At 67.8% G+C, this 18,177-nt stretch carries 13 protein-coding genes, 1 tRNA gene and 1 pseudogene; 3 read left to right on the top strand and 12 right to left on the bottom strand.

Features of this window, described 5'->3' with window-relative positions; genetic code table 11:
• Positions 1–48: 48 nt before the first annotated feature.
• The 10 genes from ACZ51I_RS23585 to ACZ51I_RS23540 form a co-directional block, all read right to left on the bottom strand.
• Positions 49–3,948: a DNA-directed RNA polymerase subunit beta' gene (locus ACZ51I_RS23585; protein ID WP_468879136.1), complete on the bottom strand. Its 3,900-nt coding sequence runs from the start codon at positions 3,946–3,948 to the stop codon at positions 49–51.
• Between the two features lie 99 nt (positions 3,949–4,047).
• Positions 4,048–7,530, bottom strand: a complete 3,483-nt coding sequence (rpoB, locus tag ACZ51I_RS23580; protein WP_468879133.1) for a DNA-directed RNA polymerase subunit beta — start codon at positions 7,528–7,530, stop codon at positions 4,048–4,050.
• 548 nt (positions 7,531–8,078) lie between these two features.
• A complete protein-coding gene (gene rplL / locus ACZ51I_RS23575) occupies positions 8,079–8,465 on the bottom strand; it encodes a 50S ribosomal protein L7/L12 (protein ID WP_468879131.1) in 387 nt (128 codons plus the stop codon).
• Between the two features lie 111 nt (positions 8,466–8,576).
• Positions 8,577–9,107, bottom strand: coding sequence for a 50S ribosomal protein L10 (gene rplJ, locus ACZ51I_RS23570; protein WP_468879129.1), 531 nt, complete (start codon positions 9,105–9,107; stop codon positions 8,577–8,579).
• 249 nt (positions 9,108–9,356) lie between these two features.
• A complete protein-coding gene (locus tag ACZ51I_RS23565) occupies positions 9,357–10,262 on the bottom strand; it encodes an SCO4651 family lipoprotein (RefSeq protein WP_468879126.1) in 906 nt (301 codons plus the stop codon).
• Between the two features lie 114 nt (positions 10,263–10,376).
• On the bottom strand, positions 10,377–11,105 hold the full coding sequence (gene rplA / locus ACZ51I_RS23560) for a 50S ribosomal protein L1 (RefSeq protein ID WP_073810254.1): 729 nt from the start codon (positions 11,103–11,105) through the stop codon (positions 10,377–10,379).
• A 102-nt stretch (positions 11,106–11,207) separates the two neighbouring features.
• Positions 11,208–11,642: a 50S ribosomal protein L11 gene (gene rplK / locus ACZ51I_RS23555; protein WP_030687894.1), complete on the bottom strand. Its 435-nt coding sequence runs from the start codon at positions 11,640–11,642 to the stop codon at positions 11,208–11,210.
• Between the two features lie 158 nt (positions 11,643–11,800).
• Positions 11,801–12,685, bottom strand: coding sequence for a transcription termination/antitermination protein NusG (nusG, locus tag ACZ51I_RS23550; protein ID WP_468879124.1), 885 nt, complete (start codon positions 12,683–12,685; stop codon positions 11,801–11,803).
• 43 nt (positions 12,686–12,728) lie between these two features.
• Entirely contained in the window at positions 12,729–13,016 is a 288-nt protein-coding gene (gene secE, locus ACZ51I_RS23545) for a preprotein translocase subunit SecE (protein WP_329854469.1), read from the bottom strand.
• A gap of 103 nt (positions 13,017–13,119) precedes the next feature.
• Positions 13,120–13,192, bottom strand: a tRNA-Trp gene (locus ACZ51I_RS23540).
• Positions 13,193–13,398: 206 nt separating this feature from the next.
• Between ACZ51I_RS23540 and ACZ51I_RS23535 the strand changes: the two genes are divergently transcribed.
• Both ACZ51I_RS23535 and ACZ51I_RS23530 read left to right on the top strand, forming a co-directional pair.
• Positions 13,399–14,625 carry a pyridoxal phosphate-dependent aminotransferase gene (locus tag ACZ51I_RS23535; RefSeq protein WP_468879121.1) on the top strand — a complete coding sequence of 409 codons (1,227 nt, stop codon included), beginning with the start codon at positions 13,399–13,401 and terminating at the stop codon, positions 14,623–14,625.
• Between the two features lie 113 nt (positions 14,626–14,738).
• The gene (locus ACZ51I_RS23530) at positions 14,739–15,761 is read left to right on the top strand and encodes an adenosine deaminase (protein ID WP_468879118.1); all 1,023 of its coding nucleotides are present in this window, start codon (positions 14,739–14,741) and stop codon (positions 15,759–15,761) included.
• Here the strand turns inward: ACZ51I_RS23530 and ACZ51I_RS23525 are convergent.
• Complete coding sequence (locus ACZ51I_RS23525; RefSeq protein WP_468879115.1) at positions 15,751–16,350, bottom strand: TetR/AcrR family transcriptional regulator; 600 nt, start codon at positions 16,348–16,350, stop codon at positions 15,751–15,753. The genes ACZ51I_RS23530 and ACZ51I_RS23525 overlap by 11 nt on opposite strands.
• Positions 16,351–16,437: 87 nt before the next feature.
• Between ACZ51I_RS23525 and ACZ51I_RS23520 the strand changes: the two genes are divergently transcribed.
• Complete coding sequence (locus tag ACZ51I_RS23520; RefSeq protein ID WP_468879112.1) at positions 16,438–17,070, top strand: NAD(P)-dependent oxidoreductase; 633 nt, start codon at positions 16,438–16,440, stop codon at positions 17,068–17,070.
• A gap of 3 nt (positions 17,071–17,073) precedes the next feature.
• Here ACZ51I_RS23520 and ACZ51I_RS23515 read toward each other — a convergent pair.
• Positions 17,074–18,147 (bottom strand): annotated as a pseudogene (locus ACZ51I_RS23515) (UDP-N-acetylmuramate dehydrogenase); the annotation flags it as partial.
• Between the last annotated feature and the right edge of the window lie 30 nt (positions 18,148–18,177).

Raw genomic sequence — 18,177 nt, 5'->3', positions numbered from 1 at the left:
GGGCGGCCACCCCTCACGGGGTGACCGCCCTTCGGTCAAGCGACTCGCTTACTGGTTGTACGGACCGTAGTCGTAGTCCTCCAGCGGAACGGCCTGGCCGGAGCCCGAGCCGAACGGCGAGTAGTCGATGTCGTCGTAGCCGACGGCCGAGTACATCGCGGCCTTGGCCTCCTCGGTCGGCTCGACCCGGATGTTGCGGTAGCGGGACAGACCCGTACCGGCCGGGATGAGCTTACCGATGATGACGTTCTCCTTGAGGCCGATGAGGCTGTCGGACTTGGCGTTGATCGCCGCATCCGTCAGGACTCGGGTCGTCTCCTGGAAGGAGGCGGCCGACAGCCAGGACTCCGTCGCCAGCGAGGCCTTGGTGATACCCATCAGCTGCGGACGGCCGGAGGCGGGGTGACCGCCCTCGGTGACCACACGACGGTTCTCGGTCTCGAACTTCGACCGCTCGACCAGCTCGCCCGGCAGGAGCTCCGCGTCGCCGGACTCGATGATCGTCACACGGCGCAGCATCTGCCGGATGATGATCTCGATGTGCTTGTCGTGGATCGACACGCCCTGCGAGTTGTAGACCTTCTGGACTTCGCCGACCAGGTGGACCTGGACCGCGCGCTGACCGAGGATCCGGAGCACGTCGTGCGGGTTGGTGGCACCCACGGTGAGCTTCTGGCCCACCTCGACGTGGTCGCCCTCGCCCACGAGCAGACGGGCACGCTTCGAGATCGGGAACGCCGTCTCGTCGGTGCCGTCGTCCGGGGTGACGACGATCTTCTTGGTCTTCTCGGTCTCCTCGATACGGACGCGGCCGGCCGCCTCCGAGATCGGGGCGACACCCTTCGGCTGCCGCGCCTCGAAGAGCTCGACGACACGGGGCAGACCCTGGGTGATGTCGTCACCGGCCACACCACCGGTGTGGAAGGTACGCATCGTCAGCTGGGTACCGGGCTCACCGATGGACTGGGCGGCGATGATGCCGACCGCCTCACCGATGTCGACCAGCTTGCCGGTCGCGAGCGAACGGCCGTAGCAGAACGCACAGGTACCGACGGCGGACTCACAGGTCAGGACCGAGCGGGTCTTGACCTCCTCGACGCCCGCGTTGACAAGCGCGTCGATCAGCACGTCACCCAGGTCGACGTTGGCCGGCGCGATGACCTTGCCGTCGACGACGACGTCCTCGGCGAGCATCCGCGCGTACACGGAGGTCTCGACGTCGTCCGTCTTCCGCAGGACACCGGCCTCGTCCTTGGCCGCGATCCGCAGCTTCAGACCGCGCTCGGTGCCACAGTCCTCCTCGCGGATGATCACGTCCTGCGAGACGTCCACCAGACGACGGGTCAGGTAACCCGAGTCGGCGGTACGCAGGGCGGTGTCGGCGAGACCCTTACGGGCACCGTGCGTCGAGATGAAGTACTCGAGGACGGAGAGACCCTCACGGAAGGACGCCTTGATGGGACGCGGGATGGTCTCGTTCTTCGCGTTCGACACCAGACCACGCATACCGGCGATCTGCCGCATCTGCATCATGTTTCCTCGGGCACCCGAGTCAACCATCATGAAGATGGGGTTCGTCTTGGGGAAGTTCGCGTTCATCGCCTCGGCGACCTCGTTGGTCGCCTTGGTCCAGATCGCGATGAGCTCCTGCGTGCGCTCTTCCTTGGTGATCAGACCGCGCTCGTACTGCTTCTGGACCTTCTCGTCCTGCGCCTCGTAGCCCTTGACGATCTCCTTCTTCGCCTCGGGAACGACGACGTCGGAGATGGCCACGGTGACACCGGAACGGGTCGCCCAGTAGAAGCCCGCCGCCTTCAGGTTGTCGAGCGTCGCCGCCACGATGACCTTGGGGTAGCGCTCGGCGAGGTCGTTGACGATCTCGGAGAGCTGCTTCTTGCCGACGGAGTAGTCGACGAACGGGTAGTCCTCGGGCAGCAGCTCGTTGAAGAGCGCGCGGCCCAGGGTGGTGCGCAGGCGGAACGAGTCCCCCTGCTGCCACTCGGGCTCGCCCTCCTCGCGCGCCGGCGGCGTCCAGCCACGCGGCGGGATGGTGCCCACCGGGAAGCGGATGTCGATCGGCGACTGCAGCGCGAGCTCGCCCGCGTCGAACGCCATGATCGCCTCGGCCGTCGAGCCGAACGCGCGGCCCTCGCCCTTGGTGTCACGGAGCTCGCCGTCGGTGGTGAGGAAGAACAGACCGAGGACCATGTCCTGGGTCGGCATCGTCACCGGACGGCCGTCGGCGGGCTTGAGGATGTTGTTCGAGGACAGCATCAGGATGCGGGCCTCGGCCTGCGCCTCCGCGGAGAGCGGCAGGTGGACGGCCATCTGGTCACCGTCGAAGTCCGCGTTGAACGCGGTGCAGACGAGCGGGTGGATCTGGATGGCCTTGCCCTCGACCAGCTGCGGCTCGAAGGCCTGGATGCCGAGGCGGTGCAGCGTGGGCGCACGGTTCAGCAGAACCGGGTGCTCGGCGATGACCTCTTCGAGGACGTCGTACACGACCGTGCGGCCGCGCTCGACCATCCGCTTCGCCGACTTGATGTTCTGCGCGTGGTTCAGGTCGACCAGGCGCTTCATCACGAACGGCTTGAAGAGCTCCAGCGCCATGGCCTTCGGCAGACCGCACTGGTGCAGCTTCAGCTGCGGACCGACGACGATCACGGAACGCGCGGAGTAGTCCACGCGCTTGCCGAGAAGGTTCTGACGGAAACGACCCTGCTTGCCCTTCAGCATGTCGCTGAGGGACTTGAGCGGGCGGTTGCCGGGGCCCGTCACCGGGCGACCACGACGGCCGTTGTCGAACAGCGCGTCGACGGCCTCCTGCAGCATCCGCTTCTCGTTGTTCACGATGATCTCGGGGGCACCGAGGTCAAGGAGACGCTTGAGGCGGTTGTTGCGGTTGATCACACGGCGGTACAGGTCGTTCAGGTCGGAGGTCGCGAAGCGGCCACCGTCCAGCTGCACCATCGGACGCAGGTCCGGCGGGATGACCGGGACGCAGTCGAGAACCATGCCCTTGGGGCTGTTCGCGGTCTGCAGGAACGCGGAGACGACCTTGAGGCGCTTGAGCGCACGGGTCTTCTTCTGGCCCTTGCCGGTACGGATGATCTCGCGGAGGCGCTCGGCCTCCTCCTCCAGGTCGAAGGACTCCAGGCGCTTCTGCAGCGCCGCGGCACCCATCGAACCGTCGAAGTACGTGCCGAAGCGGTCACGCAGCTCGCGGTAGAGGAGCTCGTCGCCCTCCAGGTCCTGGACCTTGAGGTTCTTGAAGCGCGACCAGACCTCGTCCAGACGGTCGATCTCGCGCTGCGCACGGTCGCGCAGCTGCTTCATCTCGCGCTCGGCACCCTCGCGCACCTTGCGGCGCACGTCGGCCTTGGCGCCCTCGGCCTCCAGCTCGGCGAGGTCGTTCTCGAGCTTCTTGGCGCGGGCCTCCAGGTCGGAGTCGCGACGGTTCTCGATCTGCTGACGCTCGACGGAGACGTGCGCCTCCAGGGAGGGCAGGTCACGCGTACGACGCTCGTCGTCGACGTACGTGATCATGTACGCCGCGAAGTAGATGACCTTCTCGAGGTCCTTCGGGGCGAGGTCGAGCAGGTAGCCCAGGCGCGACGGGACGCCCTTGAAGTACCAGATGTGGGTGACGGGAGCGGCGAGCTCGATGTGGCCCATCCGCTCACGGCGCACCTTCGCGCGGGTGACCTCGACGCCACACCGCTCACAGATGATGCCCTTGAAGCGGACACGCTTGTACTTGCCGCAGTAGCACTCCCAGTCCCGGGTCGGACCGAAGATCTTCTCGCAGAAGAGTCCGTCCTTCTCGGGCTTGAGCGTGCGGTAGTTGATGGTCTCCGGCTTCTTGACCTCGCCGTGGCTCCACTGACGGATGTCGTCAGCGGTGGCCAGACCGATCCGGAGCTCGTCGAAGAAGTTGACGTCGAGCACTATGCGTCAATCCCTCTCAGGGTTGTAAGGCTAGGGGTCTGATACGGGGGTCCTGGGGCCGGCGGGGGGCTCATCGCTGAGCCCCCCACCGGACTCCCGTCAGACCTCTTCGACGCTGCTCGGCTCGCGCCGGGACAGGTCGATGCCGAGCTCCTCCGCTGCGCGGAAGACGTCCTCGTCGGTGTCGCGCATCTCGATGGACATGCCGTCCGAGGACAGCACCTCCACGTTGAGGCACAGGGACTGCATCTCCTTGATGAGCACCTTGAAGGACTCGGGGATGCCGGGCTCAGGGATGTTCTCGCCCTTGACGATGGCCTCGTAGACCTTCACGCGGCCGGTCACGTCGTCGGACTTGATCGTCAGCAGCTCCTGGAGGGCGTACGCGGCGCCGTATGCCTCCAGCGCCCACACCTCCATCTCACCGAAGCGCTGGCCACCGAACTGGGCCTTACCACCCAGCGGCTGCTGGGTGATCATCGAGTACGGGCCGGTCGAACGCGCGTGGAGCTTGTCGTCGACCAGGTGGTGGAGCTTGAGGATGTACATGTAGCCGACCGAGATCGGCTCCGGGAACGGCTCGCCGGAGCGGCCGTCGAACAGCCTCGCCTTACCGGTCGGCTGCACCATGCGCTCACCGTCGCGGTTCGGGATGGTGTGCTGGAGCAGACCCGCCAGTTCGTCCTCACGGGCACCGTCGAAGACCGGGGTCGCGACGTTGGTGCCGGGAGCGACCTTGTCGGCGCCGATCACCTGGAGGCGCTGCGCCCACTCGTCCGCGAGACCGGAGACGTCCCAGCCGCGGCTGGCGAGCCAGCCGAGGTGGATCTCCAGGACCTGTCCCGGGTTCATTCGGGACGGGACACCCAGCGGGTTGAGGATGATGTCGACCGGGGTGCCGTCCTCGAGGAACGGCATGTCCTCGATGGGGAGGATCTTCGAGATGACGCCCTTGTTGCCGTGACGGCCGGCGAGCTTGTCACCGTCGGTGATCTTGCGCTTCTGGGCGACGTAGACGCGGACCAGCTGGTTCACGCCCGGGGGAAGCTCGTCGCCCTCCTCGCGGTCGAAGACGCGGACGCCGATGATCTTGCCGATCTCGCCGTGCGGCACCTTCAGCGAGGTGTCACGGACCTCACGGGCCTTCTCACCGAAGATCGCGCGGAGCAGGCGCTCCTCCGGGGTCAGCTCGGTCTCACCCTTCGGGGTGACCTTGCCGACCAGGATGTCGCCGGCGACGACCTCGGCACCGATGCGGATGATGCCGCGCTCGTCGAGGTCCGCGAGGACCTCCTCGGAGACGTTCGGGATGTCCCGGGTGATCTCCTCGGGGCCGAGCTTGGTGTCACGGGCGTCGACCTCGTGCTCCTCGATGTGGATCGAGGAGAGGACGTCGTCCTGCACGAGGCGCTGCGACAGGATGATCGCGTCCTCGTAGTTGTGGCCCTCCCACGGCATGAACGCCACGAGCAGGTTCTTGCCGAGCGCCATCTCGCCGTCTTCGGTGGCGGGACCGTCGGCGAGGACCTGGCCCTCGATGACGCGGTCGCCCTCGTCCACGACGACCTTCTGGTTCACAGAGGTGCCCTGGTTGGAGCGGGAGAACTTGTGCAGGCGGTACGTGATGTACGTGCCGTCGTCGTTGGCGACCGTGATGTAGTCGGCCGACAGCTCCTGGACGACACCGTCCTTCTCGGCCTTGAGCACGTCGCCGGCGTCGGTGGCGCAGCGGTACTCCATGCCGGTGCCGACGAGCGGGGCCTCCGACTTAATCAGCGGGACGGCCTGACGCATCATGTTCGCGCCCATGAGGGCACGGTTGGCGTCGTCGTGCTCGAGGAACGGGATCATGGCGGTCGCGACCGACACCATCTGGCGCGGCGAGACGTCCATGTAGTCCACGTCCGACGGCTCGACGTAGTCGACCTCGCCGCCACGCTTGCGGACCAGGACGCGCGGCTCGGAGAAGCGCAGCTCGTCGTTGAGCGCGGCGTTGGCCTGCGCGATGACGAACCGGTCCTCCTCGTCGGCGGTGACGTAGTCGACCTCGTCGGTGACCTGGCCGTCGACGACCTTGCGGTACGGCGTCTCGATGAAGCCGAACGCGTTGACGCGGCCGTACGAGGCGAGCGAACCGATCAGACCGATGTTCGGGCCTTCGGGGGTCTCGATCGGGCACATGCGTCCGTAGTGGGACGGGTGCACGTCTCGGACCTCGAAGCCGGCCCGCTCACGGGAGAGACCACCGGGACCCAGCGCCGAGAGACGACGCTTGTGCGTCAGACCCGACAGCGGGTTGTTCTGGTCCATGAACTGGGACAGCTGGCTGGTGCCGAAGAACTCCTTGATGGAGGCGACGACCGGCCGGATGTTGATCAGGGTCTGCGGCGTGATCGCCTCGACGTCCTGGGTGGTCATCCGCTCGCGGACGACGCGCTCCATACGAGCCAGACCCGTGCGGACCTGGTTCTGGATGAGCTCGCCGACGTTGCGCAGACGACGGTTGCCGAAGTGGTCGATGTCGTCGGTCTCGACGACGATCTGGTTGCCGTTCTCGCCGACCGTCTCGGTCTCGCCCGCGTGGAGCTTCACCAGGTACTTGATCGTGGCGATGATGTCGTCGGTGGTGAGGACACCGGCGTCCAGCGGCTCGTCGGCGCCGAGCTTCTTGTTCACCTTGTAGCGGCCGACCTTCGCGAGGTCGTAGCGCTTCGGGTTGAAGTAGAGGTTCTCGAGCAGCGTCTGAGCGGCCTCACGGGTCGGCGGCTCGCCCGGACGCAGCTTGCGGTAGATGTCGAGCAGCGCGTCGTCCTGGCCCTGGGTGTGGTCCTTCTCCAGGGTGGCGCGCATGGACTCGTACTCGCCGAACTCCTGGAGGATCTGCTCGGTGGTCCAGCCGAGAGCCTTGAGGAGGACGGTGACGGACTGCTTGCGCTTGCGGTCGATGCGGACACCGACCAGGTCGCGCTTGTCGATCTCCATCTCCAGCCAGGCACCCCGGGACGGGATGATCTTGGCGGAGAAGATGTCCTTGTCGGACGTCTTGTCGATCGACGAGTCGAAGTAGACACCCGGCGAACGGACCAGCTGCGACACCACGACACGCTCGGTGCCGTTGATGACGAAGGTGCCCTTGTTGGTCATGAGCGGGAAGTCGCCCATGAAGACCGTCTGGGACTTGATCTCGCCGGTCTCGTTGTTGGTGAACTCGGCCGTGACGAAGAGCGGGGCGCCGTACGTGAAGTCACGGTCCTTGCACTCGTCGATCGAGTTCTTCGGCGGCTCGAAGCGGTGGTCGCGGAAGGTCAGCGACATCGACCCGGAGAAGTCCTCGATCGGGGAGATCTCCTCGAAGATCTCCTCCAGGCCGGACTTCGTGGGGACGTCCTGTCCCGACTCAAGGGCAGCCTCGACGCGAGCCTTCCAGGCGGCGTTGCCGAGCAGCCAGTCAAAGCTCTCGGTCTGCAGCGCGAGGAGGTTCGGAACCTCGAGGGGCTCCTTGATCTTTGCAAAGGAGATGCGCAGCGGGGCGGTGCTTGCGCCGTTGTTCGTATTGGTCGAGGCGTTGCGCGAGGCGGCCAAGAGGGGGTCCTTCCGAGGGCTCGGACTCACTACGCGCGTACCGGTCCCCAGCAACGCTTCACGGCAGACGTTTCCTGAGATGACCGAAAGGCCAGGTCAGACGGGGTCGGTCCACGAAGCTGATGCGAAGGTATGCCCCTGGTGACGGGCAGGAGGCAGCTAACAGGCAGCGCAAAGGGTCAGTGTAGCCACTTGGCTCACTGATGTCCAGGGCGAGTAATTCGCGACCCTCGTTGCTCTCAACTCCGCTGTACCTCGCGCCGGGTGGCGCACCTCGATACTGCCCGTTCAGCCGTCGATCCATGCCTCGGATACGGATCGTTGTGACGACGCGTCCTGAGAATTGCGCGCTGCGTGCGGTTCGTCAAGGCCCCCCGGTCTGCGGGGCGCACGGCGAAGATCACCATACTCCGCTTCCGGCGGCCGTCAGGACCCCCGCCACGCCCGTTCTCGGGAACGCCGAAAGGCGACCACCCAGATAGGTGATCGCCTCTCGGTGCCTCCGCGTTACACGGGGGCAGGAGTCAGCTCAGCGAGCCGAAACGGTCTTACTTGACCGTGACGGAGGCGCCGGCGGCCTTGAGGGACTCGGCAGCCTTCTCGGCGGCCTCCTTCGCGACCTTCTCGAGGACCGGCTTCGGGGTGCCGTCGACGAGGTCCTTGGCCTCCTTGAGGCCCAGGGAGGTGAGCTCACGCACGACCTTGATGACCTGGATCTTCTTGTCGCCGGCACCCTCGAGGATGACGTCGAACTCGTCCTGCTCCTCGGCGGCGGCGGCGGCGTCGCCACCACCCTGGGCCGGACCGGCAACGGCGACGGCCGCGGCGGCGGTGACGTCGAACTTCTCCTCGAAGGCCTTCACGAACTCGGAGAGCTCGATGAGGGTCATCTCCTCGAACTGGGCGAGGAGGTCGTCCTGAGAGAGCTTCGCCATGATGGGCGATCCTTCCACTAATTCGGCAGGTGCCGATGTGTCTATAGAGGCGGGCGTAACGGCCCGCTACGACCCGCGCACTAGGCGGCGCGGATCAATGCGCGAGCCGAATTACTCGGCACCGCCCTGCTCGGCGAGCTTGACGCGAAGCGCTTCCGCGGTGCGGACGAGCTTCGACGGCAGCGCCTGGAAGAGCGAGGCAGTCTGGGACTGCTTGCCCTTGAACGCGCCGGCCAGCTTGCTGAGCAGAACCTCGCGGGACTCGAGGTCCGCAAGCTTCTTGATGTCGTCGGCGGAGAGAGCCTTACCGTCAAGGACACCGGCCTTGATGATGAGGTTCGGGTTCTCCTTGGCGAAGTCACGCAGGGCCTTCGCCGACTCCACCGGGTCACCGGTGACGAAGGCGACCGCGGTCGGACCAGCGAAGTGCTCGTCCAGTGCGGTGATCCCGGCCTCGTTGGCCGCGATCTTGGTCAGCGTGTTCTTCACCACGGCGTACTGGGCGTTCTCACCGAGGGAGCGACGCAGCGTCTTGAGCTGCGCGACGGTGAGACCCCGGTACTCGGTCAGCACGGCGGCGTTGGAGCTCTGGAACGCGTCCTTGAGCTCGGCCACCGATGCAGCCTTGTTGGGCGTCGGCATAGTGCGTCGGCCTCCTTCCGGGTGATGAGGACCGCTCAGAAGGAGTCTGAACAAAACAAAACGCCCCGGCGCAGGCGCACGGGGCTGAGCTCTACCGGACGAGAACGTCCGGGAACTTTCCACAGTCACCTGCGCGGGTCGTCCGTTGTCAGCGGATCCTTCGGCCACCGCACCCGGTAGGGGCACAGCAACGACCAGCGGTCTTTGGCTTCTGGGGAAGCGTACGCGATGGCCGGGGCCAGGAGCAAATCAGGCCTTGCCCATGCCCTTCAGCAGCTCGAAGAGGTCCACGGTGTCCTTGGCCGACGGGGCCTGGACGGCGGCCTTGGTGCCGTAGTCGCTGTAGTCGGCGCGCATCTGCATCGTGCCCTCGGCCATGGTCATGCCGATGTCCATGCGTGCCGGGTAGCCGTCCTCGGCGATCCAGAGCTCGGTGTCGTAGCCCTTGAGGCCCGCCTTCTTCATGCTGGCGACGAACTTGTCGTGGTCCTCCTTGGAGAGGAGCTTGGACGACTCGTTGGCCTTGAGCATCTGCTCGAAGGTGAGCGTGCCCTTGTAGTGCTGGGTCTCCATGCCGTTGACCTTCTCGGCACCGACGTGCTTCAGGCTCGGGGAGTCCAGGAGCAGGGCGAGCTGCTGGGCCGGGTCCTGGTTCATGTTGTCCAGGCCGCCGGTCATCTGCTTCTGCAGCGCCTTGTCGCCCGAGGCGTCCGCGGCGGCCTTCAGGTCCAGCTTCATCCAGCGCTTGCCGTCCATCTCGGCGGCCTGCTTGGCGCCCATGTCCATGTACATGACCTGGTCGAGCATGATCATGCGCATCTGCTCGGGCCCGCCGCCCTTGCCGGCGGACAGCCCGGAGCTCTTCATGGTGATGTCCATCACCGCCGGGGCCCACCCCTGGGTCCCTGTCATCTCGATGGTGCCGGGCTGCGCGCCGGCACCCTTCATGCTCATGGTCATCCTGACCTTGGCGGCCTTGGCGGACGAGGTCTTCTCGTACGCGGCCTGGATGACCTTCGTGACGTCACCGCGGCTCTGCGCCTTCGGTTCGGCGCCCCCGGCCTTCGCGTCACCGTCCTGACAGCCCGCGACCCCCGTGACGACGGCTACGGCCGTCAGCGCGATGCCCGCGCGCTTCCATGCGGACGTGTTCATGAGTCCCCACCCCTTGCTTCATGAATGTGCGGTCCCTCGCACCGTAGCAAGAAGCCGGCCCCGCACCTCCGGAGAGGTGCGGGGCCGGCTGACCACTCAGTGAACCGGTGAGGTTCAGACCGCGGCCGGGTCCTCCTCGACGAGGAGGTTGCGGGTGCGGTTGGAGTCCAGCGGGATGCCGGGGCCCATCGTCGTCGTGAGGGTCGCCTTCTTGATGTAGCGGCCCTTCGCGGCGGACGGCTTCAGACGGAGGATCTCCTCCAGCGCCGCGGCGTAGTTCTCGACCAGCTTCGTCTCGTCGAAGGAGACCTTGCCGATGATGAAGTGCAGGTTCGAGTGCTTGTCGACGCGGAACTCGATCTTGCCGCCCTTGATGTCGTTGACAGCCTTCGCGACATCGGGGGTGACGGTGCCGACCTTGGGGTTCGGCATGAGACCACGCGGGCCGAGGACGCGGCCGAGGCGGCCGACCTTGCCCATGAGGTCCGGGGTGGCCACCACGGCGTCGAACTCGTTCAGGCGGTTGCCCTTGGAGATCTCGTCGATGAGCTCGTCGGAGCCGACGATGTCGGCGCCCGCGGCGATCGCGGCCTCGGCACGGTCACCGGTCGCGAAGACCAGGACCCGGGCGGTCTTACCGGTGCCGTGCGGAAGGTTCACGGTGCCACGGACCATCTGGTCGGCCTTGCGCGGGTCGACACCCAGGCGGAAGGCGACCTCGACGGTGCCGTCGAACTTCGTGGTGGCGGTGTCCTTGGCGAGACGGACGGCCTCGAGGGGCGCGTAGTTCCGCTCGCGGTCGATCTTGGCGTCCGCGGAGCGGAGAGCCTTGCTGCGCTTCACTGCTTCTCCTGTGCAGTTACACCATGCGGCTGTCGCCGCGTGGCAGGTATGGAGTTGTGGTGCGGACCGCGCCGGCCCTACCACTAGGTCACGAGGGGGTGATCAGCCCTCGACCGTGATGCCCATGGAACGGGCGGTGCCAGCGATGATCTTGGACGCGGCGTCCAGGTCGTTGGCGTTGAGGTCGGGGAGCTTGACCGTGGCGATCTCGCGGACCTGGGCGGCCGTGAGCTTGGCGACCTTGGTCTTGTGCGGCTCGCCGGAGCCCTTCTCCACACCCGCGGCCTTGAGGATCAGCTTGGCGGCCGGCGGAGTCTTGGTGATGAAGGTGAAGGTGCGGTCCTCGTAGACCGTGATCTCCACCGGCACGACCATGCCACGCTGCGACTCGGTCGCGGCGTTGTAGGCCTTGCAGAACTCCATGATGTTGACGCCGTGCTGACCGAGCGCGGGGCCGACCGGCGGGGCCGGGTTCGCCGCACCGGCGTTGATCTGGAGCTTGATAAGCCCCGTGACCTTCTTCTTCTTGGGAGGCATTGCTCTCTCCGGGTCCTAGTGAGAGTGTTCAGCCCGCCATCCGGTCATCCGGATGGAGGCATACCGCACAACGATAACGGGTATAGCCGCGCGGCCAAAAACCGAGCAGGTCAGAGCGGCTGTGGCAGCCACTCTGACCTGGTCGGAAGACGGTGAGATCAGTTCTTCTGGATCTGGTCGAAGCTGAGCTCGACCGGGGTCTCGCGACCGAAGATCTCGACGAGGCCCTTGACCTTCTTCGAGTCGGGGTTGATCTCGTTGATCGTGGCCTGGAGGGTCGCGAACGGACCGTCGGTGACGGTGACCGAGTCGCCGACCTCGAAGTCCAGGACCTGGACCTCCAGCTTGCGGGCCGGAGCCGGCTTGCCCTCGGCCTCGGCGGCCTCGCGGGCGGCCTTCTCCTCGGCCTCCGGGGCGAGCATCTTGACGATCTCGTCCAGGGTCAGCGGGTACGGGTCGTAGGCGTTGCCCACGAAGCCGGTGACGCCGGGGGTGTTGCGGACGACGCCCCAGGACTCGTTCGTCAGGTCCATGCGGACGAGGACGTAGCCGGGGAGCTTGTTCTGCTTGACGTTCTTCCGCTCGCCGCCCTTGATCTGGACGATCTCTTCCTCGGGGACCTCGGCCTGGTAGATGAAGTCCTCGACGTTGAGCGAGACGGCACGCTGCTCGAGGTTGGCCTTCACGCGCTTCTCGTAGCCCGCGTAGGTGTGGATGACGTACCACTCGCCGGGGAGGGTGCGGAGCTCCTCGCGGAGGGCGGCGACCGGGTCGACCGGGGCGGCCGGCTCGGCCTCTTCCTCGGTGTCTTCCTCGGCGTCCTCGACCTCGGCCGCGACGGCCTCGTCCTCGTCGGCCGACTCGTCGGACTCGACGTCCCCGCCGGACTCGACGGTCTCGTCGATCTCGGCGTCCTCGTCCGCAGCTTCCTCAGCAGCGTCGACCTCGACGTCCTCGACGTCCTCGTCGGCGGCCTCGACGATGTCCAGCTCGTCCTCGACGGACTCGGACTCGAAGGCGTCGTTCAGGTTCGCGTCAGACACGGTGGCTGCTTCTTCCTGCGATACAGATGGGTGGAACAAAAAGTCAGCCGAAGACGTACTTGACTGCTTCCTGGAAGCCATAGTCAATCACGGTGACAAGGCCGATCATGATGACGACGAAGACAATCACCACGGTGGTGTACGTCGAGAGCTGGCTGCGCGTGGGCCAGACGACCTTGCGGAGCTCGGCGATGATCTGGCGGTAGAAGAGCGCGAGACGGCCCAGGGGGCCCTTCTTTCCGCGCTTTCCGCCCTTGCGGGACTTCTTCTTCGACTCTGCGGTCTCGTCGTCGGCATCAGGCATGTCGATGGAGCCTACGGCGTCCGTCACGATCTCTCACCTGATTCCGGGTCGGCCGTGCCGCGCCCGGGTGGAGCCGCACGGCGGTGCAATGAAGTACGTACATGCGCACAACACCTGGCGGTGTGTGTAGCAGGGCCGGAGGGACTTGAACCCCCAACCGCCGGTTTTGGAGACCGGTGCTCTACCAATTGAGCTACGACCCTTTGTCGGTGCCCCCCAACGTACCGCATCGTGAGATGCGGTCGGTGCGGGCCAACGAGGAGTGAGCATACGTGGTCATGGGCCCCTACGTCGAACAGAAAGCGCGCCGACCTGCCGTCGGACGCGCGTACGACCGGGAATGACCGTTCCTGTCCGCTCCGTGAAACCTGTGTGCCGGGGCCGGAGACGGTCTGGGACGATGGGCCGCATGAGCGCTGCTACCCCTCCCACCGAGCGTCGGGTCTCCGCCCGGATCGGTGCGATCTCCGAGTCCGCCACCCTCGCCGTCGACGCCAAGGCCAAGGCCCTCAAGGCCGCCGGTCGCCCGGTGATCGGTTTCGGCGCGGGTGAGCCCGACTTCCCGACCCCGGACTACATCGTCGACGCGGCCGTCGAGGCCTGCAAGAACCCGAAGTACCACCGCTACACGCCGGCCGGCGGTCTGCCCGAGCTGAAGGCCGCGATCGCCGCCAAGACGCTGCGCGACTCCGGTTACGAGGTCGACGCCTCCCAGGTCCTGGTGACCAACGGCGGCAAGCAGGCGATCTACGAGGCCTTCGCCGCGATCCTCGACCCGGGCGACGAGGTCATCGTCCCGGCGCCGTACTGGACGACGTACCCCGAGTCGATCCGTCTCGCGGGCGGTGTCCCGGTGGAGGTCGTGGCCGACGAGACCACCGGCTACCGGGTCTCGGTGGAGCAGCTGGAGGCGGCGCGCACGGAGAAGACCAAGGTCGTCCTCTTCGTCTCCCCCTCGAACCCGACCGGCGCGGTGTACAGCGAGGCGGACGCCGAGGCGATCGGCCGCTGGGCCGTCGAGCACGGCCTGTGGGTCCTGACGGACGAGATCTACGAGCACCTGGTCTACGGCGACGCGAAGTTCACCTCGCTGCCGGCGATCGTGCCCGAGCTGCGCGAGAAGTGCATCGTCGTGAACGGTGTGGCGAAGACGTACGCGATGACGGGCTGGCGCGTCGGGTGGATCGTCGGCCCGAAGGACGTCGTGAAGGCCGCGACGAACCTGCAGTCGCACGCCACGTCCAACGTGAGCAACGTCGCGCAGGTGGCCGCGCTCGCCGCCGTCTCGGGCGACCTGGACGCGGTCGCGGAGATGCGCACCGCCTTCGACCGCCGCCGCCAGACGATCGTGCGGATGCTGAACGAGATCGAGGGCGTGTACTGCCCGACGCCGGAGGGCGCGTTCTACGCGTACCCGTCGGTGAAGGGGCTGCTCGGCAAGGAGATCCGCGGCAAGCGCCCGCAGACCTCGGTCGAGCTGGCCGCACTGATCCTGGACGAGGCCGAGGTCGCGGTCGTCCCGGGCGAGGCCTTCGGCACGCCGGGTTACCTGCGTCTGTCGTACGCGCTGGGTGACGAGGACCTGGTGGAGGGCGTGTCCCGGCTCCAGAAGCTCCTCGCCGAGGCGACGGACTGACGCTCTCGACGTACGGGCCCCCGGTTCTCCGGGGGCCCGTTTTTGCGTTCTAGCAAGGTCCCGATCGGGGAAATGGACTGCATTCGTCCATTCGAGTGCGGCAGTATCGGTCGATGGAGCATGATTCCCGCGACATCACCTTGCTGCCCAAGGCCCATCTGCACCTGCACTTCACCGGTTCGATGCGGCCCACGACGCTCATCGAGCTGGCCGACAAGTACGGCGTGCATCTCCCGGAGGCGCTGAGCAGCGGTACGCCTCCCAAGCTGCGGGCGACCGACGAACGCGGCTGGTTCCGCTTCCAGCGTCTCTACGACATCGCCCGCTCCTGCCTGCGCGCGCCGGAGGACATCCGGCGGCTCGTCAGGGAGGCGGCCGAGGAGGACGTCAGGGACGGCTCGGGGTGGCTGGAGATCCAGGTCGACCCCACCTCGTACGCCCCGCATCTCGGCGGGCTCATCCCGGCCCTGGAGATCATCCTGGACGCGGTCGACGCGGCCTCGCGGGAGACCGGGCTCGGGATGCGGGTGCTCGTCGCGGCGAACCGGATGAAGCACCCCCTGGAGGCGCGGACGCTGGCCCGGCTCGCGGTGCGGTTCGCGGACCGGGGCGTGGTCGGCTTCGGCCTTTCCAACGACGAGCGGCGGGGCCTGGCCCGGGATTTCGACCGGGCCTTCGCGATCGCGCGGGACGGCGGCCTCCTCGCGGCCCCGCACGGCGGCGAGCTGACGGGCCCGGCCTCGGTACGGGACTGCCTGGACGATCTGCGGGCGTCGAGGATCGGGCACGGGGTGCGGTCGGCGGAGGACCCGCGGCTGCTGCGGAAGCTCGCCGAGAAGGGCGTGACCTGCGAGGTCTGCCCGGCGTCGAACGTCGCCCTCGGGGTGTACGAGAAGCACGAGGACGTACCGCTGCGGACCCTGTTCGAGGCGGGCGTGCCGATGGCGCTGGGCGCGGACGACCCGCTCCTCTTCGGGTCCCGTCTCGCCGCCCAGTACGAGATCGCCCGCCGGCACCACGGGTTCACGGACGCGGAGCTGGCGGAGCTGGCCCGTCAGTCGGTGCGGGGCTCGGCGGCGCCCGAGGGCGTCCGGGCGAAGCTGCTCGCGGGGATCGACGACTGGCTCACGGGCTGATCCCCCGGAGCAGGGTGCGGGCGAGCGAGCGGGCGAAGTCGTCGAGGGAGTCCGGGGGCCTGCGGTCCGGGCTCATCTCCCAGGCGAAGGAGCGCTGCACGCAGGCTCCGAGGAGCAGGGAGGCGGCGGCCACCGGGTCGGCGTCGGCGCTGACGCGCCCGTGCCGCTGCTCGGCGCGGAGGTAGGCGGCGAGGCCTTCGATGGGCTTGTGGGGGCCCATGCCGTACGCGCGCATGGCCTCTTCGTGGCGCTGTTTGAGCTGCGGCTCCGCGTAGAGGGAGGCGACGACCGGGAAGGTCTGCTCGTAGAAGAGCGCGGCCTGGCGGGCGACCTCGGTGAGGTTCTCCTCGACGGTGCGGCCGCCGGGGTCGGCGACGAGGGTCCCGAGGAGGCCGCCGAGCTGGGGCAGGCGCTCGTTCAGGACGGTCAGGAAGAGCTCTTCCTTGCTGCTGAAGTACTTGTAGAGGGCGGCTTCGGAGCAGCCGGCCGCCTTGGCGATCTCCTTGGTGGTGGTGCGGGCGAGCCCCGCGGTCCGCATGAGGTCGCGGGCGGCGTCGACGATCCGGGTCCGGGTCGGCCTCTGTTCCATGCATCCTCCAGCCACGCTTGACGTCCGAGTAAGTATTCACTCACCCTAGGGGTGAGTGAATACTTACCCACCCTGGGAGGGTGCGACATGAAGCTCACAGTCTTCGGTGCGACCGGCGGCATCGGCCAGGAGATCGTCCGTCAGGCCCTGGCCTCCGGCCACGAGGTGACGGCCGTGGTGCGGGACCCCGCACGGCTCACGGTGACCGGCACGCGCCTGGTGGTCCAGCGGGCCGATCTGTCCGACCCCGAGGCCCTGCGCGGGGCGGTCGCGGGCCGGGACGCGGTGCTCTCGGGCCTCGGCGCCCGGACCCGCGCGGACGCGGGCGTGACCGCCCCCCTGACCCGCTCGGTGCTCACGGCGATGGAGGCCGAGAAGACCCGCCGGCTCCTGGTGGTCAGCGCGGCCCCGCTCGGCCCGGTCCCGGACGGCCAGGCCTTCGTCGACAAGGCGGTCCTGACGATCATCAACAACGTCCTGAAGGACGTCTACGCCGACCTCCGGGTCATGGAGTCCGACCTCGCCGCGAGCAGCGCCGACTGGACGGCCGTGCGCCCGCCCAAGCTGACGAACAAGCCGGGCACCGGCCGGTACCGCAAGGTCGTCGGCGGCACCCCGTCCCGTGGCCGCTCCCTGGCCCGCGCGGACGTGGCGCACGCGATGCTGTCGATGATCGACGACCCGGCGACGGTCAAGCAGGGCGTCGGCGTCGCCTACTAGCCGCTAGAGGGCGACGCCCACGGTGACCGGCTCGTTGACGAGGGTGACCCCGAAGGCCTCGCGCACGCCCGCGACGACCTCGCGGGCGAGGGCGAGGAGGTCCTCGGTGGTCGCCTCGCCCCGGTTGGTGAGGGCGAGCGTGTGCTTGGTGGAGATCCGGGCGGGCCCGGAGCCGTACCCCTTGGTGAACCCGGCCTTGTCGATCAGCCAGGCCGCCGAGGTCTTCACGGCGCCGCCCTCGCCCGCCGGGAAGGCCGGCGGGGTGACGTCCGGACCGAGCCGCTCCGCCACGCGGGCGAGGAAGGTCTCGTACTGCTCCCCCGTGAGGATCGGGTTGGTGAAGAAGGAGCCCGCCGACCAGGTGTCGTGGTCGTCCGGGTCCAGGACCATGCCCTTGCCGGCGCGCAGCCGCAGCACGGTCTCGCGGGCCCGGGCCAGTGGCACCCGGTCCCCGGCCTCCACGCCCAGGGCGCGGGCGGTCTCGGCGTACTTGATCGGCGCCGAGAGCCCGTCGGCGTCCTCCAGCTCGAAGCGGACCCGCAGCACGACGTACCGGTCGGGCTGGTCCTTGAAGAGGCTGTGGCGGTACGAGAAGGCGCACTCGGCGTTCGTGAGGGTGACGGTCTCCTCGGCGCGCCGGTCGTAGGCGACGACCTCGGTGACGGTGGCGGAGACGTCCTGGCCGTACGCGCCGACGTTCTGGATGGGGGTGGCGCCGGCCGAGCCGGGGATGCCGGCGAGGCACTCGATCCCGGCGAGCCCGGCCTCGACGGTCCGCGCCACGGCGTCCGTCCAGACCTCACCGGCGGCGAGCTCCAGGCGCGTCCCGTCCAGGGCGAAGCCGGTGGTGGCGATGCGCAGCGCCGTGCCGTCGAAGCCCTTGTCGCCGATGACCAGGTTGGAACCGCCGCCGATGATCAGCAGCGGGGTGCCTGCGGCGTCGGCCTCACGGACCGCCGCGACGACCTCGTCGTCGGTGGTGGCGATGACGAGCCGGGTGGCGGGACCGCCGAGCCGGAAGGTGGTCAGGGGCGCGAGGGGGGCGTCTGCGATCTGCTGCACGGGCTCAAGGGTACGGGCCCGCCGCTTCCGCGACGGGCCCGTGAC

This window comes from Streptomyces sp. NPDC034084, assembly GCF_055575535.1.
Note: the sequence above shows the minus strand (reverse complement) of the source record. Positions and strands in the feature narration are given on the sequence as shown.

Bases quoted from the DNA above. Each gene is read 5' to 3' on its own strand.
- rplL (WP_468879131.1), bottom strand. From the start codon at position 8,465: ATGGCGAAGCTCTCTCAGGACGACCTCCTCGCCCAGTTCGAGGAGATG.
- ACZ51I_RS23565 (WP_468879126.1), bottom strand. From the start codon at position 10,262: ATGAACACGTCCGCATGGAAGCGCGCGGGCATCGCGCTGACGGCCGTA.
- ACZ51I_RS23525 (WP_468879115.1), bottom strand. From the start codon at position 16,350: ATGGAACAGAGGCCGACCCGGACCCGGATCGTCGACGCCGCCCGCGAC.
- ACZ51I_RS23530 (WP_468879118.1), top strand. From the start codon at position 14,739: ATGGAGCATGATTCCCGCGACATCACCTTGCTGCCCAAGGCCCATCTG.
- ACZ51I_RS23535 (WP_468879121.1), top strand. From the start codon at position 13,399: ATGAGCGCTGCTACCCCTCCCACCGAGCGTCGGGTCTCCGCCCGGATC.
- rplK (WP_030687894.1), bottom strand. From the start codon at position 11,642: ATGCCTCCCAAGAAGAAGAAGGTCACGGGGCTTATCAAGCTCCAGATC.
- ACZ51I_RS23520 (WP_468879112.1), top strand. From the start codon at position 16,438: ATGAAGCTCACAGTCTTCGGTGCGACCGGCGGCATCGGCCAGGAGATC.
- rplJ (WP_468879129.1), bottom strand. From the start codon at position 9,107: ATGCCGACGCCCAACAAGGCTGCATCGGTGGCCGAGCTCAAGGACGCG.